The following is a 24,951-nucleotide window of genomic DNA, read 5'->3' on the forward strand; positions in this document are numbered from 1 at the left end:
TAGGGCCTGACCTTGCGTCAGGCCGCGAACCGCCCTTCCTGTGGGACGGCGGTGGTTTCACTTCATGATTTCGTCCAGCACCCTGCCGTCCGTGTCCGGCAGCGAGAGCCCCAGCAATGACGCCCCCGTCGGCGCGACGTCGGTGTTGTTGATTTCACCCAGTGTCACACCGGCCTTTATGCCCGCGCCCCACGCGACAAAACACGCCTTCAGCTTCTGGCTGTCCGGCAGATAGCCATGCGCGCCCTTGGTGTCTGATATTTTATAAATCACGGAGGACCGGTTCACCCTCGCGGAAAATGCATAGCCGTCCTTCGCCGACAGCATCACGTCCGCCGCCCGCCAGTCTTTTCCGACGACCGCCTGCCCGCGTTTCGCCAGATCATCGGGCAGCATGATCGCCTCGATGCCCTCGACCTCCTTCAAGGCCGGCAGCAGTTTTTTCATGATCGCATCACGGTCGCGTCCGCTTTTGATATAAATCCCCGCGGCCCCGCCCATCGAAACAAAAGCGACATCGCCCCCGGTCACCTTTCCCTTGGATACATTCACCAAGCCCGCGTCGTGCAACGCCATGTTGATATTGATCTGTTTCTGGTAACTCCTGAATCCGTGATCGGACACGACGAACAAAGTCGTCCGCTCCCTGCGCCCGGATTTTTCGACCGCCTCCACGATTTGCCCGAGCATCCGGTCCGCTTCCGCGCATGCGGCATACGCAAACTCCGTGTCCCGCCCCGACTGGTGCTGATAGGCATCCACCGCGTCGAAGTGGAGCAGGAGCAGATTCGGGCTGTGCGCCTCCAGCACATGCAGCGCGACTTGGGTGTGCAGGCGATCCCATTCCGTCTTTCCCTCCGCGCCGCGCTTGCTCAGCTCCGGCTTTTGCTCGTCATGGGCCGGCGGTTGCTTGGATGCCCACAACCCCTTGTGTTGATAGGGAACTTTTTTCGCCTCCAGTTCTCGCAACAAGGAAGGCGTGCTGTATTGGTCGTTCAACGTCTGGTCGATCACGCACGGGATCTGCCAGTCCAGGGCGGGCGCGTTGCGGCTGGCCGGCCACGAGATGCCCGCGGTTTTGAGCCCGGCCCGGTGGGCGACATCATACAGTGTCGGGGCGGTGACGATCTGGTCCTTGTCAAAGACCGGATCCCACAACAGCATCACCTCCTTCTCGGTATTTCGGTCGTAATAGGAATTGCCGATCACGCCATGTCGCGCCGGGGTGACGCCCGTGATCATGCTCGTGTGGTTTGCCCATGTCACGGTGGGAAACACGCTCATCATGGTCTGCGCCCGCGCCCCCTCGCGGATCAACCGGTGCAACACCGGCATTTTCACCGCGGCATTGTCAATATAATCCGCCGGCAGCCCGTCGATGCTGACAATGATCAGCGTCCGGTCTTTCTCGGGTGTTGTTACTCCGGCACTCGCGCATGCGAAATGCGCTGGCCCCCATACGAGCGCTGCCAAGGCAGTGATTTTTGAAATCAATATTTTCATAATATATTTGATGCTCCTCAAAATTTACCACAGCCGGCGAATGAACCTACTGGTCGTGTTTCGCGCGCGGCCCTTATCCCAAGCGTAACCGCGTCTTGGATGCTTCCATTAATGGCAAGCCAAGGATGTTTTTTAGGATATGCTTATGTTGTCGGATAAGAAACATTGGGACAAAACCTTTTTGCTTCGATGTGGATGCGGGGTGATTGTCGTTTATAATTGCTGAATTGATTTAGCGGTCAAGCATTTTCTAGGCTTCCCCAAGAAACCTTTCATATCGGGCGATCCCCCAACACGGCGGGGGGCAGGATGAGGCGGGTGATGAAATTATCCGGATCCAGATAATTTCTGCATGATTGCCAATATCATCGTCCGTCCGTATTGCCATGGCATTGCGAGGTCGCCCGTGATCACGCACCGCCGCGCTCAAGAAACACGCAGAGCACGCGCGCCGGCTTGTTTGTCATGTTGAACAGGCGGTGGTCCGTCTCGGCGTCAAAATACAGGCTGTCTCCTGTCGCGAGCGAATGCACCTTCCCGTCAAATTCAAATTCCACCCGTCCGGCCAGCACGGTGAGAAACTCCTCCCCTTCGTGGGGCATCGCCACCGAGCGTCCGCCATGCGCCGGAATCAGAAGCTCGAACGGGTCCATCGCCCGGTGGGCGCGGCCATGGGCGAGCGAATAATAAACGATGTTGGAATTCGCGGCATCGCGCTCCATCTGCTTGCGCTTGTCGCGCGGCACGATGCAGAGCTTCGGTTTTTCCTCGAGCCCGTCCACCAGTTCCGACAGGCGCACGCCCAATGTCTCGCACAGCTTGACCAGTGTCGGCAGTGTTGGTGTCACGCGGAAGTTCTCCACTTTTGAGATCAATCCCTTGGCCAGTCCGGATGACTCGGCGACCTGGTCGAGCGTCAATCCGCGTCCGACGCGGGCGGTGCGTATTCGTTGGGCAAGTTCTACGATATTCATGGGGCGGTCGGTGGTTTAAACGACCACGGAGTTTCCCGCCAAGCAAAATTTCGCGCTAAAAAGAAACCAGGGGGATAAACGAGAGTGAGGCCAGCCGGAGCGGCGGGGACACCGCCGCTCCGGCTGGCCGCGTAACCTCTCCTTCGTAAATGGCCCTAGATCCCGGCGAGGATTTTGTTGAATGTCTCGCTCGGACGCATGGCGGCGGAGGCCTTGGCGTCGTCGGGACGATAATAGGGGCCGATGTCAACGGGCTTGCCTTGCACCGCGAGGAGTTCGGCGGCGATTTGCTTTTCGTTGGCCGCGAGCTTTTCGGCGACGGGAGCGAAGAGCTTCGCGAGACCGGCGTCCTGCTTCTGTTCCGCGAGCGCCTGCGCCCAGTAAAGGGCGAGGTAGAAATGGCTGCCGCGGTTGTCGATGGTGCCGAGCTTGCGTCCGGGAGACTTGTCGTTCTCCAGAAACTTGCCGTTGGCCGCGTCGAGCGTGTCGGCCAGAATTTTTGCCTTCGGCTGATTGAAGGCGGACGCGAGGTGCTCGAAGGACGCGGCGAGGGCGAAGAACTCCCCGAGGCTGTCCCAGCGGAGATAATTTTCCTCGAGAAATTGCTGCACGTGCTTGGGCGCGGAGCCGCCGGCGCCGGTCTCGAAAAGACCGCCGCCGTTCATCAACGGAACGATGGAGAGCATCTTGGCGGAGGTGCCGACTTCGAGGATGGGGAACAGGTCGGTGAGGTAGTCGCGGAGGACGTTGCCGGTGACGCTGATCGTGTCCTGACCCTGGACGAGACGCTCGAGGGTGGCGCGGCAGGCGGCGGCGGGCGCGAGGACGCGGATGTCGAGTCCGGCGGTGTCGTGGTCGGAAAGGTAAACGAGGACTTTTTTGAGCAGGCTGGCGTCGTGCTCGCGTTCGCGGTCGAGCCAGAAGAGGGCGGGCGCGCCGGTGGCGCGGGCGCGGTTGACGGCGAGTTTCACCCAGTCGCGGACCGCGGCGTCCTTCGTCTGGCAGCCGCGCCAGATGTCGCCCTGCCCGACGGTGTGCTCCAGAAGCGTTTCACCCGTGGCGGTGTCGATGACGCGCACCGTGCCGTCGGCGGGAATTTCAAAGGTTTTGTTGTGCGAGCCGTATTCCTCGGCGGCCTGGGCCATGAGGCCGACATTGGGCACGGACCCCATGGTGCGGGGATCGAGCGCGCCGTGCCGCCGGCAGAAATCGATGACAGCCTGGTAAACGCCGGCGTAGGAACTGTCGGGGATGACGGCGAGCGTGTCGCGCATCTTGCCCTGGGCGTCCCACATTTTGCCGCCGGCGCGGATCATGGCGGGCATGGAGGCATCGACGATGACGTCGCTGGGGACGTGGAGGTTGGTGATGCCCTTGTCGGAGTTGACCATGGCGAGCGCGGGGCCTTCGGCGTAGGCGGCGGCGATATCGGCCTCGATGAGGGCGCGCTCGGGTTCGGGCAGTGTCCGGATTTTGGATACGAGGTCGCCGAAGCCGTTGTTGAGATCGACGCCGAGGCGGGCGAAGGTCGCGGCGTGCTTTTCGAGCAGTTTCTTGAAGAACACGCGGACGACGTGGCCGAAGATGATGGGGTCGGAGACCTTCATCATGGTGGCCTTGAGGTGCACGGAAAAGAGGACGCCGTCGGCCTTGGCCCGGGCGATCTGCGTTTCGATGAAGGCGGCGAGCGCCTTCTTGCTGAGGATGGTGGCGTCGATGATTTCGCCGGCGAGGAGCGGAAGGCTTTCCTTGAGCGTCTTGGTCGAACCGTCGGCGCCGGTGAACACGATTTTCACGGTGGTGGCGGCAGGAACGGTGTGGGATTTCTCGTTGGCAAAAAAGTCGTCCTGGCCCATGGTGGCGACATTGGTCTTGGAATCGGGCGACCAGGCACCCATGGAGTGCGGGTGCTTGCGGGCGTAGTCCTTGACGGCCTTGGGCGCGCGGCGGTCGGAGTTGCCTTCGCGCAGGACGGGATTGACGGCGGAGCCCTTCACGCGGTCGTAGCGGGCCTTGGCGTCACGGTCGGCGGCGGTGGCGGGTGACTCCGGGTAATCCGGCAATGCGTAGCCGAGCGCCTGGAGTTCGGCGATGGCGGCCTTGAGCTGGGGGACGGAAGCGGAAATGTTGGGGAGCTTGATGATGTTGGCCTCGGGCTTGAGCGTGAGGGCGCCAAGCTCGGCGAGGGCGTCGGCGATGCGCTGGTTTTCAGGAAGGAGGTCGGCAAAAGCGGCGAGTATGCGCCCGGAGAGGGAGATGTCGCGGGTTTCGACCTGGATGCCCGAGTGCTTGGTAAACGCCTGGATGACGGGCAGGAGCGAATACGTGGCAAGCGCGGGTGCTTCGTCGGTCTTGGTGTAGATGATGGTGGACTGGGTGGCGTTCGACATAATGGGTGCGTGTGAAAGGGTTATGAGCATGAGGGCAAAGCCCCTGTCGATGCACGGTCAAAAAAACGGAAAATGCAGGCATTCAGGAAAGGTGGAAAAGCGCGGTGCTGATTGGGAAATGACGGAGGGGATGACATCCCCTGCCCTGCCCGCCCCCGCCTCCACCTCATAATGCCAGCCCGATCACCTGTTTCTGCCTGCGCAGGATTTCGCGGAGCCGGGTGACGTCAATTTCCTGGACCGGCGCATCCGCGCGGACCGCCAACGCCACCGCGACACCGCTCGCTTGCCGCAGGCTCATGCAATCCGATTCCGGTCCGGGCTCCGCCCAAAAATCGAGGCCGGTGAAATCTCACCGGATAAACTCGATCTTCACATCATCCACCGCCAGCGCGTTGCCGGTGGATTTGGCATGGGTGGGATAATACCAACGGATGGCAAAGCTGGCGCCCCGCGGCACGGGACGGTCAAAGACGATTTCGACCGGGGCGAATTCGCGCATGCATTGCGGCGCGGTGCCGTTGTGCACATTGGCCCCCGAGGTCCGGGGCGCGGTGAATATCAACGAGTCCGGTGCGTCCGTCCAAAACTGTTTTGCCCGCGGGGCAAAAGTGCCGGCGTCAAAGGTGAAGCCGAGCCAGCGCCACCCCACCACCAGCGTCGAGGCGGCTTCACTCTGCCGGCGCCATTGGCGTCCGGTATAAGCGACTTTCACGCCCTTGATGGGCGTTTCCGTCTTGTTTTGAAAAACGACCGCCACGGCCGCGTCACGGTAAAGCCCCTGCGTGCTGCGAAAGCCGACGGAACGATTGCCCTGCCCGTCCATCCCGTAATTGAAAAAGACCGGGGCGTCCACGTAGGCGCCGCTGCCGGAAAAGTCTCCCTTTGAGGAGGCGACATCCCGAAACCAGCCCGGCAGGGTTTCGTTGTTCTTCCAGTCCAGCGCGCCGGCCTTGTCCGGTTTCGTTGCAGCCGCGGTGGGCAGGGAATCGAAGTTTTGTGCATAGACCTCACTCACTGAGATCTCGGCCGGCGAGGATGCCTTGCCGCTGATAATGGAAACCTGGGCGGGCAGCGTGCTGACAGCCCCTCCCGCGCACAGGGCGAAAGCCAACAGTTGTCTTGCGATATGGGTGGTCATGGAAGCGGGGAAACTGGCCCTGCCGGCATGGCAGGGACGTATGGGCAGAACAGATGACGCAATGGCGGCAAGCGCAACCAACGGATGGGTTGACCGTTGACCTGCCTGCCGGCCCTTCTTTCCTTGTCGGACGCTGGCCACGGCCAACGCCGATACTCCTGATTGGCGCTAGAAAGCAACCTTCACCGTGAATCTCGCCTCGCGCCCATTCGGACCAAAGGACGCCTGCGAAATCGTCCGCTTGTCGAAGAGGTTCAAAATGTTGACCGAAAAGTCCACCTGCATCCCGTTCCGCAGCCTGACCTCGTAACCGGCAAACATGGACCAGTCGCTTGAGGAGGGGATTTGATAATCGGTTCGCGCCAGGCTGCCACTGGATCGCCCCACCGCCCTTATGCGCAACGCCTCCGCGATATATTTATAACTGACGCCGATCCGGGTCCCCTTGAGGATGCGCTGCGGCCTGTAGGTCATGCCCACGCCAAACGTGCGGCTCGGAATATTAAGCGGACGTGTTCCCACCAGGGAGGGATCCTCCATGTTTTTGACCACCTCGGCCGCCACCCATGACGCATTTCCAATCATGGTAAGGCCGGGGAGCAAACGCCCGGAGAGATCGATCCCGATGCCTTTTCCCCGCGTGGAACCGCCGTCGATATAATAAGGGATCGTGGTGTCGTCGGGATATATAAGGGACTCGGGATTTCTTGTCGTCTCATTGTCCTGCGTAACCTGATAAAAGGAAATGGTGTAGGAGAACCGTTCCTGCATGAGCAGGCCCTTGAATCCGACTTCCCCGCCCTCTGCCGTCGTGTTCCCATAAATGGTCCCCACGTTTGGGTCCACCGTCGGCTCTGGATTAAACGAGGTGCCATAGCTGGCGTAGGCGATGAATTTTTTGGGAATGATGTTGTAGGTCAGCCCGACGCTGTAAGAAAAATTGTCTTCATTGCTTTTGGCGCTGCTCAAGTTCCCATTGGCGCTCAGAGGCCGCCGGTTCTTGATCGAAGAGAAATCCTGCCGTATGGAGCCGGTCAGGTTCAGACGCCCGTCAAGCATCTCCACTGTATGATTGAACAGCGCGCCGTAGAACGTCAGATCGGTGCTGTAGGTGCTGGCATCCGTCCCTGTCCAGCCCGCGCCTGGATCAAAAGACGGCAGCAGTGAGTATTTGGGCTCGGTGTTAAACGGATCCGCCGCCCTCCATCCCTGCCACTCCGCGCTGTCCAGGCCAAGGGACATCACGGCATTCATCAAGTTTGTCCCCGACAGTCCCCACTGCCAGTTGTGCTGCTTGTTTCTAAACCAATCGAATGTCAGCAGGCTGCGCTGCCTCACGCGGGATTTCCAAGTCTTGGTGAAATCGAGCTGGCCTCCATATTGATCATAATCTATCGTCTGGTAATTCATGCTCGTCCGATAGGCCTGGGCGGTTCCGGCGGTGTTGCTCCAGCGATTGTTATATGGGTCCCACAGCGCCAATGATCCCGGCCAAAGCTGCCAGAAGTCACGGCTTGTATAACCCAGGTTGGCACGCATGCTCAAGTCCGGGGCCAGGCGGTGTTCAAGCTGTATATAATATGAATCATTTTTCTGCTGGTCCGGCGCTCCTCGCCGCTCACGTTGAAATTGACCAGCCGCTCGGCAATCCGGCGGTCAGGCAGGTCGTACACGCTGCCTGAGATTACCCAGTCCGCGGGGTCGTCGGATCCTCTGCGGTCAATGTATCTGGCTTGGGCGTAATAGTTGTTCATCATTCTGTCCGTATGCTCAACCTCAAAGGTAAGGGAGGTGTTGGGGGATATTTTATAAGTCACACCCGCGGATAGATTGAATGTGCGGTTAAACCAGAATTCCGTGGCCCTCTCCATGTCGTAATATGCGACATCCAGGCGGTAATACAGCCTGTCCTTCACCAAGGGCCCCGTCACATATGCGTCGACTCGGTTATAATCGTATGAACCGGCAATTGCCGCAATCCCCGTGCGAAACTTGGTCTGGGGCTTTTTCGAGATATAATTCACCACGCCGCCGGGCGCAACTCTCCCGTAGATGGCGGACTGCGGTCCCTTGATCACCTCGACCCGCTCAATGCTGTTTGATTCCGGCGTCTGGCTGCGGTAGAAGCCGTTGCGAAAATAAGGCACATTAAACCCGCGAAGCCTCGTTCCGCCGCCACCGCCGGTCGCCGGATCACCCGGAGCCATGCCGCTGATAAAGGGCACTTGTTCATCGAGATCAAATAGCTGGAAATCATTGATAAAGTCCGCCGTCAACACTTGGACGGAATAAGGCAGGCTGGAGATCGGCATGGCGATGCGGGTCCCCGAAGTGGATTCGGTGGCCAGATAAGAACCATCGTCTTTCCCTTGAACACTGAATTCAGGAAGCACCACAACATCCGTAAAGTCATTATCGGGCGACGCCGGCCTGACCTGGGCATCAAGCGGAGAAATGCCCGGCGCACACATCGTCACGCATAACACGCATGCTAATAATATATAACGAATTTCATGAGAAGGATTCATTGGATTTATTATATAGTTGGAGGAACACCGAGGATTGCCGGACGCACTCAGCAATATCGCCATCCCCCGGACACCTTTTCGTATGGCCGGAGCATCTGCGATGCATTGCAAAGACGATTGGTGACTTTGCGATGGCGGGGTGGTCACGAATTCAGGGAATCCGTTTTGCGGAAGACAATCGGACAAAAAGTTAATGATGGAAGATTGCGACAAAACTGCATTCCGCAAATGGATTATGAGTTTACCGTTGACTTGGCCATGCTGTCATTCAGGCACGAGGGTGCGGACGGACTGGTTATGGAAGGCAACACCTTCCAAAATACACCCTACCCCATTCTTGAAGTGGCAATTTGAACGTCGGGCCTCAACCTGCCGCCACTGAAATGTAACTCAGGGCATTTTTCGTTCAATTGATCGCAAACAAGGCGGAGGGACGGCCTCCGTGCCGTCCGGTTTGGGTGAGCGCGGACGACACGGAGGCCGTCCCTCCAAAAACCATATGCGACGGAATAAACGAAAAATGCTCTAAACGAAAATTGCCCCAATAGTGTGCATTCCCAGCGAAATCGGGTATATTTCGAACGGAATAAACCGGCGACGATATTATCTGAAACGTTCCAAACCGCATTCAACAGGCCGGCTACACCCGGCGGACAAGACGAATTTTCGCTGGTTCGCCGCCGAGTTCCTCGAAGAGCACGAGGCGGTTCTGGTCGCGCAGCCATTCGGACGGGATATGATAATAACGCTGGGTCGCCACGCCGCTGGGCGCACCGACGAGGCTGCGCTTCATCCAGTCCATCCACGGCCCCATGGGGTCGCTTTCCGGGATGAGCCAGTGGCGTCCGAGGCAGCGGCCGTTGAGCCAGACCATGCCCTTGCCCATCGCGCCCAGATCGAACGCGAACGGGCCGCGCGCCGAAGGGCGCGGGAAAGTCGTCTCGAGCCATGCAAGCGGCGCGACGCGCGCGGCCGTTTTTTTCAACGGCTTCCACGGCGCGAAGCAGCCCGGGGCGTCAAACACCCGGGCGCGCTCGCCCGCCAGTCCGGGCTGCATGCGCCAGGCGCCGCGCAAGGGGCGGCCATTCCAGCGGGCGGCCCCCCACAAGCCTTTGCGCTCCTCCGCCATGTTAGCGTAGCCGAGCATCCAGTCGCCCTTGATGAGGCCGAGCGCGCAACAAAGCAGCGACAGCCGGTGACTGCCGGCGGGCAGCGCGAGTTCGAAGCTTTGCTTGAAAGCCAGTCCGTCCAACAGTCCGCGGCGTTCGCGCAGCGGCCCTGGCGTGCTCGCGGCGAGCTTTCCGTCCACGAACACGTGCACGATGTCGGCAGTGCCGTCGAGTTGCAGGCGGCGCGGCGCCCCGGCCTCGGATTTCGCGACGGCGAGCGTGGTTTCATACCAGCAGTAATCGGTCTCGTCGCGCGTGAGCGAGAGCTGTTCGACGGGCTTGGCCGAGACCCGCGGCGTCTGCAACGCGGCGAGCCACTCCTCCGGGAGCGGTTCCCTCCAGACGCGGAACGGTGCGAGACGGGCCGCGGTGCGGAATGCTCTCGTCACCGGGCGGGGGAGCGTGGCGGAGTCGAAGAGCACACGTCCGTTTTCCGCGATGATTTTCACGGAGCGCGGCGCGAGCGCATGGTCGCGGCCGTCATGGCGGATCGTCGCGGCGGCGTGCTCGTCGTCGTTGCAAAGAAACGCGACGCCGCCTTCGTAGGCGCAGACAACCTGGGCGGGACCGGCAGACGCGATGCTCGGGCGTTCGGAGGCGAGCATCCGGTCGGCGCAGGCGAGAAGCGCGTGATTGAGTTTCGCGAGGTGCGCGGATTTCGTCGTGGGCAGGCCGTATTCGTCAAGCGGGGCGCCGAACTCGAAACTGGTTATATTAAGATACATGCCCTCGCGCCCGAAATTGGTGCCGCCGTGCCAGAGATAGTAGTTCACCCCCGCGCCGCCCGCGGCGAAAAAGCGGGCGGTGGAATAGGCGAGTTCCTCCGCCGGGCGCTTGGGCAGCAGACCGCCCCAAGTTTGATACCAGCCGACCCAGTTTTCCGTCCAGAGCGCGGGCAGTCCGGGATGTTTTTGGGAAAACGCGTCGAGCACCTCGTGGGCTCGAAAAGTGTTGATGGTTTCGAGGGAGCCGTCGGCGCTGGCGACGTCGTTCGGCCCGGCCTCGGCGGCGCGCCCCGCCGCGCAGGTGACCCACGGGATGCCGAGGTTGAGCGAGCGGGCGAGATCGACCGCCCATTGCAGGTAGGCGCGGCCCTCGTCGCCGTAGGTGGCGGCGATGTTGTCGTATTCGTTTTCAATCTGGGCGAGGATGATGGGACCACCGTTGGGCGCGCAGAGCGGGCGGATGATTTCCGCGACGAGGCGGACCCAGCGCTCCATCTCGCGCTTGAACGGCTCGTTGTCGGTGCGCATCTGCACGCCGGGAAGCTCGCGCAGCCACGCGGGCAGGCCGCCGTAGTTGGTCTCGGCGCAGACATAGGGGCCGATGCGGAGGATCACATGCAGGCCGTGCTCCTGCGCGAGGCGGCAGAAGCGGGGAAGATCGAGACGGTCGGAAAAATCAAGGACACCGCGACGGCGCTCGTGGTGGTTCCAGAACACATAGGTCTCGATGGTGTTGAGGCCGCCGCGGCGGGCCTGCTTCATGAGCGCCGGCCACATGGCGGGCGTGCTCCGCGGGTAGTGCATGGCGCCGCTGAGGATGAGCGTGCGGCAGCCGTCGATGAGCAGTGCGCGCTGGTCGAAGGATACGTTTTTCGGGGCGAATGCGGAGTGCGGGATGCGAGGTGCGGGATGAGTCGAGGATGGTGCTGTTTTCATGAGGCGGAGGCGTTCCGGGGTTGCGATGGGTCGCGAGGAAAGGATGCAAACCGGAGGGCGGCAAGGTTTCGTAAACGTTTACGAAAATCAAGCTCAATATTTGCAAGAAAGGGATCCCGCACGGGTGTGGAGTGGCGGGACGGACACGGACGCGCCGGCACGTGGCGCAGGCATCCTGCCTGCCGTCGATCCATTATCGCGCGAAGCGCGGCATTTGTTTTTTGAAAGGAGAGTCAGCGGCGCTTCGCGCCTTCGGTTCTGCTGGCAGGCAGGATGCCTGCGCTACGTGCCGGGCCGCGCGGGGCGCAGGCAGCGGCAGGACCGGCGCTTCACGAAATCGGGGATGATGAGATATTCCTTCCGCAACGCGCCTCGCGCGGCCCGGAGCTTGCGCGTGCCGAGTTGCGTGGCGAGCAGGGTGAGGGTCTCGACCACGCGGGGAATGTGCACGTCGAAGGTGGTCAGCGGCGGGTCCAGCTCGGAGGTGACCGCGAGGTTGTCGTAGCCGATCAGGCTGATGTCGTCCGGCACGCGGAGCCCGGCGTCGCGCGCGGCCTTGCGCCCGCCGATGGCGAGCCAGTCGGAGGCAAAAATAACGGCCGAGGGACGGACTCGTTTTTTGAGGAGCGGCAGCACGGCGGCGCACGCGCCGTCCTTGTTGCAGGCGGCGGCGTCCAGCGCGACAACCCACTCCGGGCGGACGGGCAGGTTGAACTCCGCCATCGCCGCCGGGAACGTTTCCAGATAGTTGTGGAAATACTGCTCGCCCGAGGGCCCCGTGACCATCGCGATGCGCTCATGGCCGAGCGCGGCGAGATACTGCACCGCCATGCCACAACTGCGGCTCGTGTCGGCCATGAGCGACACCTGGTCCTCGTGCGCCGAGCGCTTGTCGTAGAGGATGGCGGGGATGCCCAGCCCGTGCGCGACGTCAAACGCCGGCGCCTCGAAGTGCCCGTAAAACAGTCCCACGTCCACGCCTTCGGCCTGGGCGCGCAGTTCCTCGTCGTCCTTGTAATAGAGCACGCGCAATTCCGCGCCGTGCTCCGCCAGGCTGGCGCGCAGGGCCTCGATGAGATTGAGCGCGGCGGGGTTGATCTCGCGGTTCGGCCCGTAGTAGGGGGCGAAAAAAAGCCCGAGTTGAAGCGAGGGGCGGTGGCGCAGCCGGCGGGCGGCGCCATTGGGCAGAAAATTGTGTGCGCGCGCCGCCTCCAGCACGCGGCGGCGGGTGTCGGGGTTCACCCCGTAGCGGTTGTTGAGCGCCCGCGAGACGGTGCCGATGCTCACGCCGACGAGGCGGGCGAGGCTCTTGATATCGACCGGGGCGGAGGCGGCGGACGGGACGGGGGCTTTGGATTTTGCAGCCATGGAATTCCGGACAAAATGAGGCGCGCGACGGCGAAGGGCAAGTTTTTGCATTGACATCGTAAACGTTTACGAACCTATGATGCGCATCATGCCGGAACTACCCTTCCCTAAGCTCGCCGCCTGCCTGCTTGCCTGCGCGGCGTTTGTCTCCGCGCCTCTTTGCGCGTCCGACTCCGACGCCACGCTGCTCGTCGAACCCGAGACGTTCGTCGCGCTCGGCTCGTGGCAAAAAACCGGGATTCACATCCAGTCCAGCAACATGCCGGGAACCGCCTTCGCCGGCGTCAACATCACGCGCCCCGGCGTTTACCAGATCTGGACGCGCACGCAGGATTTTCCCGCCAGCCAGCCCGGAACCCGCCGCTGCCTCATCAAGCTCGACGGGCGGCCCGCGGCCCGCGAGTCGGGCCAGCATGGAAAGGACGGCTGGTACTGGGAGCACGTGGGCGAGGCGCGGCTGGAGGCAGGAGTGCGGTTGCTGGAAATCGAGGACTCCGCGCGGTTCTACGCGCGCCTCGATGCGGTTCTGCTGACTGCGGGCGGACTGGACCCGAACAGCGTGGGCCGGGATGCGCTGAACAAATACCGCGTGGACGTCGTGCAGCCGCGCCGCGTCGCGCCCGGTGGCGAGATGAAGCCCGCCGCCCCCGACCGCGAAGCGCCCCCGCTGGCGGCGCTGGACGCGCCCGGCGCCACGCTGGTGTTTCGTGCGGCGCGGGCAGAGGACGGCTCGGCCCGCGTATGGCGCGAGGTCGCGCACAAGACAGCCGGCGGCCCGGCAGTCACGGTCGAGGCGGGCGTGGAGCCGTTGATAGTGATCGGAAGCGCGGAAAACACCGCGTCGTTCGAGGGATATTTTCCGGGATGGAAAGGGAACGCGGTGGCGGAGTGGCGGCTGGGCGGGCGGGTGCTTTCACGCCCGGCGGACCCGCGCGATCCGTTTGTCGCCGGAGAGCAGGCAAGACTCGAGCCCGTCGCGGCGCGGCGCATAAAAACCGTCGGCGGCGCGGACGCGGTCGAAGTGGAATACCGCGAGATTCTGCCCGCCGGAGCCGCTTCGGGGCGCGCGCCGAAAACCGCCCGCGCCCTCTGGCACGCGCCGACGGAGGGCTTTGCCACGCGCGTGGAGGTGGAGCATGAGACGGAGGCGGACGGCTGGTATTCGTTCGCGTTTGCCTCCGGCGCCGCCGTGCCCCGCGACGAGGTGGCCGCGGTGCAACTGCCGCCATTGTTTCAATTCCGCCGGGTGCCGGACGCGGCGGAGATGATCACGTCCTCGCTGACCTCGCATCCGTTTGCACTGGTCGAGCGCCGCGCAAAAGGAGACGCCGCCGGGGTGACCTTCGGTGTGGTCGCCGCGCCAGAGTTTCTCTCGCGCGAATGGCCGACGAAGCACAACGCACGTTGCGGGTTCGCCCTGGTCGCCCCGTCGGGCGATGCGCAGGGATGGATTTTCGCGCCCATCCTGGGCGGGGACAACTCGCACGCGAAGCGTGGCGAAAAAGTGCGCGCGACCTGGTGGGCGGTGGCCGCGCCGCAGTCGTGGGCGGAAGTCATGCGCGCGGCCGACACGAAGATCTTCGGGCTCGCCGACTACCGCGAACCGGTCGCCGCCTCGCTCACGGAGCAGGCGCTCAACATCATCGACCTGATGGCTGACGACGAGGCTTCGGGCTGGGATGCGCGGCTGAAGGGGCCGGCGAACATCGAGAGCCCGAACACCGTGACGCACGCCGCTCCCCTGGCCTATTTCACGGCAGCCCGGCTCACGCGCGACGAGGCGTTTTTCGACCGCCGCGCGCTGCCCGCGCTGGAGTATCTGCTCAGCCGCCCAAGCGCGCATTTCGCCCTGAGCGCGGAGGGCAATCTTTACGTCACGAAACGAACCGCCCGCATCGACTTCAAAAACATTTTTTTCGGCTCCGCCGTCTGGCAGGGCGCGGACGACCTCACGGGCGGCCTGAATCCATGGCTGCTCGACTACATGCGCACCGCCGAGGGGCGCCCGCTCAAGCCCGCCAACAACAGCGCCGAGACCGACTGGTCGGGCTGGCTGGCGCTGCTCCGCCAAAAGCCGGATGCCGCCCTGCTCAAGCGCGTGCAGGCCAATGTGGACGGCTGGATCAAGCGCGCCTTTGAGGACAATCCCGCTCTGGGCAAAACGGCCGGCATCCAGCCGTTCTACAATGTCACATTTTATCCCTACTGGTGGGACCTGCTCGACCTGTGGCAGCTCACCGGCGAGCCGCGTTATCTCGACGCGGCCCGGTCCGGCGCCTGGCAGACCGTGGCCGGCCAGTGGGTGACGCCGACGCCGGGCAAGGGAACGCTCACGTTGTATCCTGAAAACAAATACACCAGCCTGCACCACGTCTGGTGGCGGGGCGACAAGACCTGGCGCATGGGCTGGCCCGAGGGCATCAAGCCGCACGTCCGCGCGCGCGTCTCCTTTGCGATTCCCGAAAAAACCGTTCCCGACTGGGTCGTGTCGCCCTCCGGCCTCGGCGTGGAGCAGCCGATCACGTATTTCAGCGCGTCGGACAAGATGAGCAACATCCAGCTCGCCGTCTGGGCGCCGAGCCTGCTGCGCCTTTACGGCGGGACGGGCGACGATTACTGGCGCGTGTTCGCCCGCAACGCCATCATCGGGCGCGGCGCAAATTATCCCGGTTATTATCTCTCCGATTATATCGACGTGATGCAGCGGCCCGACTATCCGCGCGCGGGGCCGGACCTGACTTCGTTTTACTGGCACCACGTGCCGGTGCACCTGGCGATGCTGCTCGACTATCTCGTCACCGACGCCGACGTGCGCACGAAGGGCGCGGTGCGCTTCCCCTATGCGCGCCAGCAGGGCTACGTGTGGTTCACCTCGCGCGTTTACGGCGGGCGCGCTGGACGGGTTTTCGACGACGAGGACTGCCGCCTGTGGCTGGACCGGACGAAATTCCGCGTGGACACGCCGCTGGTCGATTATTTCGGCGCGCGCGGGAAAAACCAGTTTCACCTCGTGCTGCTCAACCAGTCCCGCGGCGAGGTCACGGCGGGCATCGAACTCGACACCGCCGTGCTCGGGATTGCACCCGGCGCCCGCCCGGACCTTCGCACCGCCTGCGACCCGGAAAAAAAGACCAAGCTCGTGCTCAAGAAGGACGGCCGCCGCCTCGTCACGCTTCCGCCCGGCGGGCTCGCCGTGCTCACGTTTGACGCGGCGGAGGAAACAGTGACCCCGGTCATTCCCAAGCTCGAAACCAGGCCGGTCTCGGCGGACCTCGGGAAAACGTGGGGCGAAATGCGGGCGTTCCGCATCCGCTCGCCCTTTGGCAACGACGCGGTGTATGTCGTGCTGGACGGCCGGCCCGGCTCGGGGGCGACCGCGCGGCTGGAGATCGAAGGCGGCGACGACGCTCCTGCCGGTGGCGGCCCGCGTGCCGATGCGTTCCCGTATGAATTTTCCATCCCGCGCGTGGACATGACACGCGACATCCGTCTGAGGCTTCACCTTGCCGAGTCCGGCCAGCCGGAGACCGCGACACCGTGGTTCGAGCTTCCCGGCACGAAGGAAAAGGCTGAAGGGCTGAAAAACTGAAGGACTGAAAAGACCTCTCATCCACGCATATGAAATCTTTCTTCTTTCCTCTTTATCTTTATCTTTCTCGCTTTTGGGCACATCGCGGAAAAGAGAAAGATAAAGAGGAAAGGACTGTTGAATCAATTTAGTCACCTCTTCCGCCATGCACATCGGCCTGCTCGACTGGATTATCATCATCGGAGTGGCCGGCCTGTTTCTCGGCAGCGCCGTCTATCTGAAAAAATATACACGCAGCGTGGCGGACTTTCTCGCCGCCGACCGCTGCGCGGGGCGCTACCTCGTGTCGGTCGGCCAGGGCATGAGCCTGTTTGGCGTCACGGCCATGGTCGCCAATTTCGAGAAATTCTTCCAGGCCGGGTTCGGCGCGATGTGGTGGGAGTTCATGCTCGCGCCCGTGGGCCTGATCGTGGCCATGAGCGGCTGGGTCGTGTATCGCTTCCGGGCGACGCGGGCGCTCACGCTCGCGCAGTTCTTCGAGATGCGCTACACGCGGCGCTTCCGCATCATGTCGGGCATGCTCGGGTTCGTGTCGGGGCTGCTGAACTACGGCGTGTTTCCCGGCATCGTCGCCAACGTGCTCATCCAGCTCGCCGACCTGCCCGCGCAAACCGTCATCCTCGGCCTCGGCGTGGACACGCGCGCGCTCGTCATGCTGCCGCTGATGCTGGTGCCGCTGTTGATCACGCTCTATGGCGGGATGATCACGTGCATCGTGACCAATTTTCTCCAGGGCATGTTCATGATCGCCGTGTATGTGGCGATCACGCTTTATTTGCTGAAACGCTTCGATTGGGCCGTGATGATGGAAAGCGTGTCAGCCGCGCCCGCCGGGGCTTCGCTGCTGGACCCGTTCGACCAGAAGGCCATCGCGGATTTTAATATCTGGTTTTTCCTCATTTTCACGTTCAAGGCTTTTTATAACTGCCTCGGCTGGCAAAACGCACAGGGCTTCAATGCCGCCGCGACCTCGCCGCACGAGGCCCGCATGGCGAGCGTGCTCAGCGAGTGGCGGCGCGGCTTTTTATATATCGTGCCGCTGGTGATCCCGATTTGCGCCTACACCGTGCTGCACCACGCGGGGCTGACCGACCTGGGCGCGCTCGTGCAGTCGCGCCTCGGCGAAATCGGCGACCCGCAAATCCGCAGCCAGATGACCGTGCCGGTCACGCTCGCGGTGATCCTGCCCACCGGGTTGCTGGGATTGTTCATCGCCTCGATTATCGGCGGTTCCACGGCGGCCGACGCCAGCCAGCTCCATTCCTGGGGCAGCATTTTTATCCAGGATGTCGTGCTGCCGCTGCGCAAAAAACCGTTCACGCCCGCGGAGCAGTTGCGCTGCCTGCGCCTTGCGGCGGCGGGCGTGGCGCTTTTCGCGTATCTGTGGAGCCTGTTCTTCCCGATGCGCGACCATATTTTTATGTATTTTCTCATCACCGGGACGATTTATCTCGGCGGCTCCGGCGCGGTCATCATCGGCGGACTCTACTGGCGCCGCGCCACCGTGCAGGGCGCATGGACGGCGATGATCACCGGCGCAGTGGTGGCCCTGCTCGGCGTCGGCCTGCAAACGGTGTGGCCCTCGGTGCCGTTCCTCCTGAGCCTCGCGCCCCGCATGCCGCTCAACGGCGCGTGGCTGGCGATGGTCGCCTACGTGGCCTCGATCGCCGGCTTCATCGTCGTCTCGCTGGTGACCTCGCACGGAAAACGCTTCGACCTCGACCGCATGCTCGGACGGACGGGTGAAGCCGGCGCCCCGGAAACCGCGGAAAAGGTCGCGGAAAAATCCTCCACGACCGCCAGACCGCGCGACATCTACACGCGCGAAGACCGCTGGACCATCGGCCTGAAGGTCGGATGGACGACGGTCTTCACGGCCGCGTTTGTCATCGGCACGGTGCTGGGCGTCGCGGGTTGGCTCCGGATCGAGTGGTGGCGCGGCTGGTGGGGCTTCACCGTGCTCGTGTCGATGCTCGCGGCGGTGGCGACGGTGGTGTGGTTTGTCATCGGCGGACGCCGCGACCTGCAAAAACTTTTCACCCACCTGCGCACCGCCAGCCGCGACGAGGAGGACAACGGAACGGTGGACGCGAAAAAATGACGGGGTGCCGGCAAACGTTCGCATTTCCCTGATGTCAACGGTTGACCGTGGACGGGTTTGCCGCGGCGGGGTGTGCCATCGGAAGATGGGCGCATACCCTGTCATGACCTATCTATCTGGATTGAAATATAAACTGAGCATCCTGTGTGCCCTTGTCCTCGCGGTCGTGCATTGCCACGGCAAGGACGGGCCGGTGGAGGGCGGCATTGATCCGGCGGACTTCCGGTCGCCGAAAAAAGCATCGGGACCGTATGTCTGGTGGCACTGGGTGGGATACAACGTTGACAAGGAGGGAATCACAAAGGACCTGGAGTCCATGAGGGACGCCGGCGTGGCCGGCGCGACGCTCTTCCAGCTCGTCTCGACCGCGACCGACCGATACCCCCCCGTGGCCAATACTTATTCCCGGGGCATCGATTATTTTAATGAAAAATGGTGGGAGCTGGTGAGGCACTCGGCGGCGGAGGCCAAAAGGCTCGGGCTGGAACTGGGCATGCACAACTGCATAGGCTGGTCGGTCAGCGGCGGCCCCTGGATACAACCGGAAAACGCCATGCAGCATGTCGTCTGGTCGGAGACCAAAATTTCGGGTCCGAGGCGATTCACTGGCTACCTGAGCCAGCCCGCGGCCAAATTGAATTATTATAACGACATAGCCGTGCTCCTGGTGCCGGACGGCGAGCCCGCGCCCAAGGACATGATTGATATTTCCGGCAAGATGCAGGCCGATGGAAAGATAATATGTGAAATTCCGAAAGGCTCCTATACCATATACCGTTTCGGCCATACCCCGACCGGGGCGAAACCGACCTCGGCGCCCGAAAATATCGACGCGCTGGAGGCGGACAAGATGAGCGCCGAGGCAATGACTTTTCACATGCGGAATATTCTGGCTCCGCTGAAAGCGCATGTCGGCCAATATCTCGGCAGCACGCTCAATTACATGCTCTTCGACAGTTATGAGGCCGGCGACCAGAATTGGACGGCCCGGATGAGGCCGGAATTTTTGGCCCGAAAAGGCTACGACATCATTCCGTGGCTGCCCGTCCTGGCGGGACGCATCGTCGAAAGCCAGGAGGCCACGGAAGGGTTCAAGTGGGACCTGAAGACCGCCGTATCGGACATGTTTGTCGAGTATAGCTATCAACTCCCGAAAAAAATGCTCCGGGAACTGGGCATGCAAATACAGATCGAGCCCTACGCCACGGGGCCGGTAAACGTCCCGCGCCCGTTCAACACCTTTGACGCCGCCCGCGTGGCCGATCTGCCCACGACCGAGTTCTGGACCCGCATGAGGAAAAGCGACATCGACAAATGGCATGTCAACGCGGCCATTCCTTTCTTTGGCATAAACCTGTTGAGCGCGGAGGCCTTCACCGGCGGCGGCACGCAGAGCCGCTGGACCGAGACACCCGCGCAGCTCAAGTTCAGCGGCGACGTGGCCTTTTCCAAGGGCGTCAACCGGATGATCCTGCACCACTGGGTCCACCAGCCGTTTCCCGATCATATAAAACCGGGCATGAGCATGGGGCCATGGGGAACGCATTTCGGCCGCAATCAGACCTGGTTCGAGCCGGGAAAGGCTTGGATCGCCTATCTGAGCCGGTCGCAATATCTATTGCAAAAAGGGGAACGGGTCAGCGATTTCGTCTCGCTGGACGCTTACATTCCGGGCGGGGACATAATCTCGGAAAAAACCTTGATCAATCACACCGAAACGAGGAATGGCAAAATCGTCAGCCCTTTCGGGAGGACATATTCCCTGCTCGCGGTGCCCCATGAGGGCGGGCTTTCGCTGGACGCCTTGATAAAACTCGAGAAACTGGTGACCCAAGGAGCGATTGTATTCGGCCCGCGTCCGGCAAGGGCCAAAGGATACAGGGACCTCGCGGCCAATGAAGAGAAATTCAAAAAGTTGACCGATCTTATCTGGGGAAAGGATATTTCTACGGGAATCCAGGAAAACATCCACGGGAAAGGCAGGGTATTATGGGGCGGCGGCATTGAAGACGCATTGCGGAAGTTAAATATAGCGTCCAGCGTGATATTCCACGGCGGCGGCGATGACTCCATCTGCTGGCTGCACCGCCGCGCCGGTGACGCGGATATTTTTTATTTCGCCAACACGGAAGCGACGGCCAGGCATATAAGAGTCGCCTTGAGGGCCCAAAACAAGACGCCGGAAACCTGGGATCCCGAGACCGGGGACATTGCCCCTCTTGCTGTCTGGAGTCCGACCGGCAATGGCGCCGACGTGTCCCTGCACCTGAAACCCAACCAGGCGCTGTTTGTTGTCTTCCGGAATCCGATTGCGCAGGACGATTTTGTCACCGCGGTCACCGCCCGGTCGCCCGACGACACATTTGCCATAGAAACAAACACGGCGGGAAACTGGATCGTGAAATCCGGACGACCGGGCGAATTTGCATTGCAGACCACCAAAGGCAAAAAGCTGCATGCCGCCATCGACACCGTGCCTGTCGATATTGTCATCGGCGGAGCGTGGCAGGTTGAATTCAAGCCCCCGGTCGGGAGCCCCTTCCCTGCCAAATTTGAAAAGCTTGAATCGTGGACGCTTTCAAACGACGAACGCATCCGGTATTTTGCTGGAACCGCCACCTATTCAAACCGGTTTCGCGCGCCTGACGCCATCGCGGGGGGCGACCTGTCCGTTTCCCTTGATCTGGGCGTTGTCAAGGAACTGGCCTCGGTCTCGATCAACGGGAAACCGGTCGCGACGCTCTGGCACGCTCCGTTCGAGGTGGACATCACCGAATTTATAAAACCCGGCGAGAATGAAATCGCCGTTTCCGTGACCAACACCTGGGCCAACCGGTTGATCGGTGACAACAACCACCCGGATGATTGCGAATGGGGTCCTCCCGTGGATGCGGAAGGACGGGCGCTGCGGGTTTTCCCCGAATGGCTGATCGCGGGAAATCCGCGTCCGTCAAAACAAAGGGCGGCGTTCTCTTCCTGGAATTATTTCAATGAAAAATCCGCTCTGCTCGATGCCGGTTTATTGAGCGAGGTGAAACTGCAATTCCGAAAAAAGGCGGCCTTCCAAAGCCAGTTTTAGGGAAAGCTCCATTCAATTTGCCGCATTTTCCGGGCCCATTGTAATACCATTTCCGAACGAACTTTATATTTCAGGTAGGGCGAGGCGTCCCGCCGAGCCGCGAGCGCCAACGGCTCAGCGGGACGCCTCGCCCTACCTAAACCTGACGGCACGGAGGCCGTCCCTCCAAAAAGACAGGGGTCGCTAAGATCCCGAAAGGACCAAAATGTCTTGATGCGCGGGCTATCCCTGCGCGCGTGTCACATTGACGAAATTCCGATACAGTTGCAGTCCGCGCGACTGGCTTTTTTCCGGGTGAAATTGCGTCGCGAAACACTGGCCGCGCGCGATGGCCGCCGTGAAGGCGCCGCCGTAATCGCACTCCGCCAGCACCAGCGACGCATCCTCCGGCACGCAGTGATAGCTGTGCACGAAATAAAACGCCTCGCCCTCCGTCTTCAGTCCCTCGGCCAGCGGCGATGACGGCTGCCGGAAGCGGATCGCGTTCCAGCCCATGTGCGGAATTTTGTATTCCGGCGGGCGTCGAAAAAGCTCCACCCGCCCGGGAAACACGCCGAGCCCGGTGACATCGCCTTCCTCGGAAAAGTCAAACAACGCCTGCATGCCGAGGCATATCCCGAGAAACGGCCGCCCCTCGCCGATCCAGCCGCGCACCGTGTCGGCCAGCCCCGAGGCGCGCAGCGACGCCACGCAATCGCCCAACGCGCCCACGCCCGGCAGCACGAGCCCGGCGGCATCGCTTCCGATCTCGGCCGGCGCGCGCACCACGCGCGGCGTTGCGCCCACGGCCTCAAGCGCCTTGGTGACGCTCCGCAGGTTGCAAATCCCGTTGTCGATGGTGGCGATGATTGGCGATTCTGTCTTCACGCGTCTCCCAAAAGCGCACGCCCGCCCGCGGCTGGCAAACCCAGAAATCAAAAACATACGGAGCGCGCCAAGGAGATGTCTGTCGCGGAAAGCACGCGCGGCAGCGCGCCGTAGCGCAGGCATCTTGCCTGCCGTCGAAAACGAAGGCGCGAAGCGCCGCTGATTTTTCTTTCCCTTGAAAAAGTGCAGCGCTTCGCACGACCTCTGGGTGACGGCAGGCACGGACGCCTGCGCCACGGGCTGCCGCCTGTCGTCCGCTCACCCCCGGTCGAGGCTGAAGATGATCCGCACCACGCACTCGCGCGCCGCCTGGCCGCCGCGATGGAAACGCCATTGGCGCGACACGACATTCCGCGCCGCCTCGTCCAGATCGGCGTGCCCCGACGAGTGCGCCACGCTCACCCAATCCGCCCGCCCGTGCGCCCCCACGCCAACGGCAAGCTCGACCACGCCTTCCCGCCGCTCCCGCCGCGCCAGCTCCGGGTAAAGCGGGTCGGGCATGAACGCCGCCGACGCCGCTCCACCCAGGCGCGATCCGCCGCGCAACGCCCCGGGATTTCCCGTGAACGCGCCCGAGCCGCCGTAGCCCGCGCTGCCGCCGCGCCAGGCTGGTGTGCCGAGATCCCCGGCGCTGACACCGAACCCCGCGCCCGTCACGCCCGCGCCGCCGTTGACCGGCACGAGTATGAAAGCCGACGCGTCCACGCTCGTCATCGCCGTCCGCACCTCCGCCAGCGCCTCATCCGCCGCCGCCGCGAGCGCGTCCGCATCCGGTGGCGCCCCGGCTTCGCCGTCCGACGACTCGCCGCGTTCGCCGCCCTGCGCGCCGCCGCTCGCGGCATCGAGCCAGGCGTCGCCCGACAAGCCGACCGTGGACAATTGCATCGCCTCCGCATCCTCGGCGCCGCCGGAACCGAAGCGCCAGCCTTCGCCCGGCATGAACAAAACCGCTGCATGCAACCCCGCCGCCAGCACGACCGGCACCGCATACTGCCGCGCCAGTTTGCGGACAAACTTCACGCCCGCTCTCTCGCGCCAGCCGCCCTCCTCCCCTTCCCCGGACCCGGACTCTACGCGCGCCGCACTGGCATTGCGCATGGCACCATGCACAGCCAGTGAATCGACAACCAGTGCCTTGCTCGAAGATCGCAACATTAACAACGACGGAAGTTTTGACAATATTTCACCGCGAATGAGATTGACTCCCAGTAGCTCACGCTTGAGCCTGCTTGGCCACACAATTTTTTACCTGTGGTCAATAAAGTCCAGTTGCCGTTATCTATCAAAATGAAACAAAATCATTGCCTCCTGCGCGCGACCTCTGCCGCCTTGCTATCGCTTCTCATTCTCGCGCCCGCGCTCCGCGCTGATGACGCAGCCAAGCCTGTCACCGTTTCCCAGCTCCTCTCCGCGATCGATACCCATGTCGGCAAGGAAGTGACCGTCGAAGGCATGGCCGTCTGGGTCTGTCCGCACATGGGCTGCAAGGCGCAACTCACCGACGCCGATGGCGCCTCCAAGCAAAAGCTCCTCGTCAGCCAAGGCGCCAAAATGGACAAGTTCACCACCGAACTCCAAGGCGACACGCTGCGCGTCACGGGCATTTTCCGCGAACGCCGTGTCACCGCCGCCGACCTCGACGCGCAGGAAGCCGCGATCAAAAACCCGCCGCCCGCCGCGCATGACCACGCGCACGGCGGCGCCGACTGCGCCAACTGCCCCGACAAAAAGGCCGCCGCCGCCGATCCTGAAAAAGCCGCCAAGGCCAGGGAAAACCAACTCGCGCAAATCGCCAAACAACGCGAAATGCTCGCCAAATCCTCCAAGGGCTATCTCTCCTTTGTCTCCATCGAGGGAGAAAAGTGGGCCAGGGCCGAATAAAGCCGCCACCCCGTTATTTGCGACCACGCGGCCTGACACGAGACAGAGGTCGGGCCCCGCAATTCGCTGTCGGCAAAGTTGAATCCCAACGCAAAAAATCCCGCCGTCGCGCCGGCGCAACCCGTGCGCTGGCGCATGTGGTTTCGCTTCCTGCACCGCGACCTCGGTTATCTTTTTTTCGGCATGACCGTCGTGTATGCCATTTCCGGCCTCGCCGTGAATCACCGCGCCGACTGGAATCCCAACTACCGGGTCGAACGACGCCAGTTCACCCTGCCCCCTCCCGGCTCCGGCGCGGACGCCGCCGCCGTATCCGAAAAAAACTACACCAAGGCGGACATCGCCGCACTCCTCGCCGAGGCCGGCGTGAAGGGCCGCTACAAGAAACACTACGCGCCCGACGACCGCCACGTGCGCGTTTTCCTGGAAAACGGCACGGCCACGCTCGACCGGGTGGCCCGCGTGCTCGACATCGAGCTGCTCCACCGCCGCCCGCTGCTGCACACCTTCAACCGGCTCCACCTCAACCCCGGACGCTGGTGGCTCTGGTTCGCCGACGCCTTCGCCGTCGCGCTGCTCGTGATCGCGACTACCGGCCTTTTCCTCCTGCGCGGAAAACATGGCATCACCCGTCGCGGCGGCGTGCTCACCGCCCTCGGCATCATCGTCCCGGGCATCATCGTTTATCTAAACCTCTGAC

General features: G+C 62.4%; 16 protein-coding genes. 5 read left to right on the forward strand and 11 right to left on the reverse strand.

The window, feature by feature from the left end:
- Window positions 1-57: 57 nt before the first annotated feature.
- The 9 genes from OH491_RS02885 to OH491_RS02925 form a co-directional block, all read right to left on the reverse strand.
- Window positions 58-1,473, reverse strand: coding sequence for an alkaline phosphatase family protein (locus OH491_RS02885; protein ID WP_334319155.1), 1,416 nt, complete (start codon window positions 1,471-1,473; stop codon window positions 58-60).
- Between the two features lie 440 nt (window positions 1,474-1,913).
- Window positions 1,914-2,477: a cupin domain-containing protein gene (locus OH491_RS02890; RefSeq protein WP_068769408.1), complete on the reverse strand. Its 564-nt coding sequence runs from the start codon at window positions 2,475-2,477 to the stop codon at window positions 1,914-1,916.
- 155 nt (window positions 2,478-2,632) lie between these two features.
- Window positions 2,633-4,867 (reverse strand): NADP-dependent isocitrate dehydrogenase, encoded by a 2,235-nt coding sequence (locus tag OH491_RS02895; protein WP_068769407.1) that lies wholly within the window; start codon window positions 4,865-4,867, stop codon window positions 2,633-2,635.
- 166 nt (window positions 4,868-5,033) lie between these two features.
- Window positions 5,034-5,168, reverse strand: coding sequence for a hypothetical protein (locus OH491_RS02900; protein WP_334319154.1), 135 nt, complete (start codon window positions 5,166-5,168; stop codon window positions 5,034-5,036).
- Window positions 5,169-5,219: 51 nt separating this feature from the next.
- Complete coding sequence (locus OH491_RS02905; protein ID WP_334319153.1) at window positions 5,220-6,155, reverse strand: hypothetical protein; 936 nt, start codon at window positions 6,153-6,155, stop codon at window positions 5,220-5,222.
- A 21-nt stretch (window positions 6,156-6,176) separates the two neighbouring features.
- Window positions 6,177-7,547 (reverse strand): TonB-dependent receptor, encoded by a 1,371-nt coding sequence (locus OH491_RS02910; protein ID WP_084441959.1) that lies wholly within the window; start codon window positions 7,545-7,547, stop codon window positions 6,177-6,179.
- 2 nt (window positions 7,548-7,549) lie between these two features.
- Window positions 7,550-8,536: a TonB-dependent siderophore receptor gene (locus tag OH491_RS02915; protein WP_334319152.1), complete on the reverse strand. Its 987-nt coding sequence runs from the start codon at window positions 8,534-8,536 to the stop codon at window positions 7,550-7,552.
- Window positions 8,537-9,176: 640 nt separating this feature from the next.
- Window positions 9,177-11,366, reverse strand: coding sequence for a beta-galactosidase (locus OH491_RS02920; RefSeq protein ID WP_084441957.1), 2,190 nt, complete (start codon window positions 11,364-11,366; stop codon window positions 9,177-9,179).
- 282 nt (window positions 11,367-11,648) lie between these two features.
- On the reverse strand, window positions 11,649-12,734 hold the full coding sequence (locus OH491_RS02925) for a LacI family DNA-binding transcriptional regulator (RefSeq protein WP_334319151.1): 1,086 nt from the start codon (window positions 12,732-12,734) through the stop codon (window positions 11,649-11,651).
- Between the two features lie 88 nt (window positions 12,735-12,822).
- On the opposite strand from OH491_RS02925, the gene OH491_RS02930 reads away from it, so the two are divergent.
- The 3 genes from OH491_RS02930 (at window position 12,823) to OH491_RS02940 (ending at window position 21,503) form a co-directional block, all read left to right on the forward strand.
- On the forward strand, window positions 12,823-16,323 hold the full coding sequence (locus tag OH491_RS02930; protein WP_145928640.1) for a hypothetical protein: 3,501 nt from the start codon (window positions 12,823-12,825) through the stop codon (window positions 16,321-16,323).
- A gap of 145 nt (window positions 16,324-16,468) precedes the next feature.
- The gene (locus tag OH491_RS02935; RefSeq protein ID WP_068769401.1) at window positions 16,469-18,424 is read left to right on the forward strand and encodes a sodium:solute symporter family protein; all 1,956 of its coding nucleotides are present in this window, start codon (window positions 16,469-16,471) and stop codon (window positions 18,422-18,424) included.
- Between the two features lie 103 nt (window positions 18,425-18,527).
- Complete coding sequence (locus tag OH491_RS02940) at window positions 18,528-21,503, forward strand: glycosyl hydrolase (RefSeq protein WP_334319150.1); 2,976 nt, start codon at window positions 18,528-18,530, stop codon at window positions 21,501-21,503.
- A gap of 222 nt (window positions 21,504-21,725) precedes the next feature.
- Here the strand turns inward: OH491_RS02940 and hisH are convergent, their stop codons facing one another.
- Both hisH and OH491_RS02950 read right to left on the reverse strand, forming a co-directional pair.
- Window positions 21,726-22,370, reverse strand: coding sequence for an imidazole glycerol phosphate synthase subunit HisH (gene hisH, locus OH491_RS02945; RefSeq protein ID WP_068769399.1), 645 nt, complete (start codon window positions 22,368-22,370; stop codon window positions 21,726-21,728).
- A 258-nt stretch (window positions 22,371-22,628) separates the two neighbouring features.
- The gene (locus OH491_RS02950; protein ID WP_068769398.1) at window positions 22,629-23,468 is read right to left on the reverse strand and encodes an energy transducer TonB; all 840 of its coding nucleotides are present in this window, start codon (window positions 23,466-23,468) and stop codon (window positions 22,629-22,631) included.
- 189 nt (window positions 23,469-23,657) lie between these two features.
- Between OH491_RS02950 and OH491_RS02955 the strand changes: the two genes are divergently transcribed.
- Complete coding sequence (locus OH491_RS02955) at window positions 23,658-24,251, forward strand: hypothetical protein (RefSeq protein WP_068769397.1); 594 nt, start codon at window positions 23,658-23,660, stop codon at window positions 24,249-24,251.
- A 78-nt stretch (window positions 24,252-24,329) separates the two neighbouring features.
- Window positions 24,330-24,950, forward strand: coding sequence for a PepSY-associated TM helix domain-containing protein (locus tag OH491_RS02960; protein ID WP_084441953.1), 621 nt, complete (start codon window positions 24,330-24,332; stop codon window positions 24,948-24,950).
- Window position 24,951 lies beyond the last annotated feature (1 nt).

The organism is Termitidicoccus mucosus (assembly GCF_038725785.1).
Lineage (GTDB): Bacteria > Verrucomicrobiota > Verrucomicrobiia > Opitutales > Opitutaceae > Termitidicoccus > Termitidicoccus mucosus.

Coding starts and splice junctions, on each gene's coding strand:
- OH491_RS02890 (WP_068769408.1), bottom strand. CDS start 2,477: ATGAATATCGTAGAACTTGCCCAACGAATACGCACCGCCCGCGTCGGA.
- OH491_RS02895 (WP_068769407.1), bottom strand. CDS start 4,867: ATGTCGAACGCCACCCAGTCCACCATCATCTACACCAAGACCGACGAA.
- OH491_RS02900 (WP_334319154.1), bottom strand. CDS start 5,168: ATGAGCCTGCGGCAAGCGAGCGGTGTCGCGGTGGCGTTGGCGGTCCGC.
- OH491_RS02910 (WP_084441959.1), bottom strand. CDS start 7,547: ATGCGTGCCAACCTGGGTTATACAAGCCGTGACTTCTGGCAGCTTTGG.
- OH491_RS02915 (WP_334319152.1), bottom strand. CDS start 8,536: ATGAATCCTTCTCATGAAATTCGTTATATATTATTAGCATGCGTGTTA.
- OH491_RS02920 (WP_084441957.1), bottom strand. CDS start 11,366: ATGAAAACAGCACCATCCTCGACTCATCCCGCACCTCGCATCCCGCAC.
- OH491_RS02925 (WP_334319151.1), bottom strand. CDS start 12,734: ATGGCTGCAAAATCCAAAGCCCCCGTCCCGTCCGCCGCCTCCGCCCCG.
- OH491_RS02930 (WP_145928640.1), top strand. CDS start 12,823: ATGCCGGAACTACCCTTCCCTAAGCTCGCCGCCTGCCTGCTTGCCTGC.
- OH491_RS02935 (WP_068769401.1), top strand. CDS start 16,469: ATGCACATCGGCCTGCTCGACTGGATTATCATCATCGGAGTGGCCGGC.
- OH491_RS02940 (WP_334319150.1), top strand. CDS start 18,528: ATGACCTATCTATCTGGATTGAAATATAAACTGAGCATCCTGTGTGCC.
- OH491_RS02950 (WP_068769398.1), bottom strand. CDS start 23,468: ATGCGCAATGCCAGTGCGGCGCGCGTAGAGTCCGGGTCCGGGGAAGGG.
- OH491_RS02955 (WP_068769397.1), top strand. CDS start 23,658: ATGAAACAAAATCATTGCCTCCTGCGCGCGACCTCTGCCGCCTTGCTA.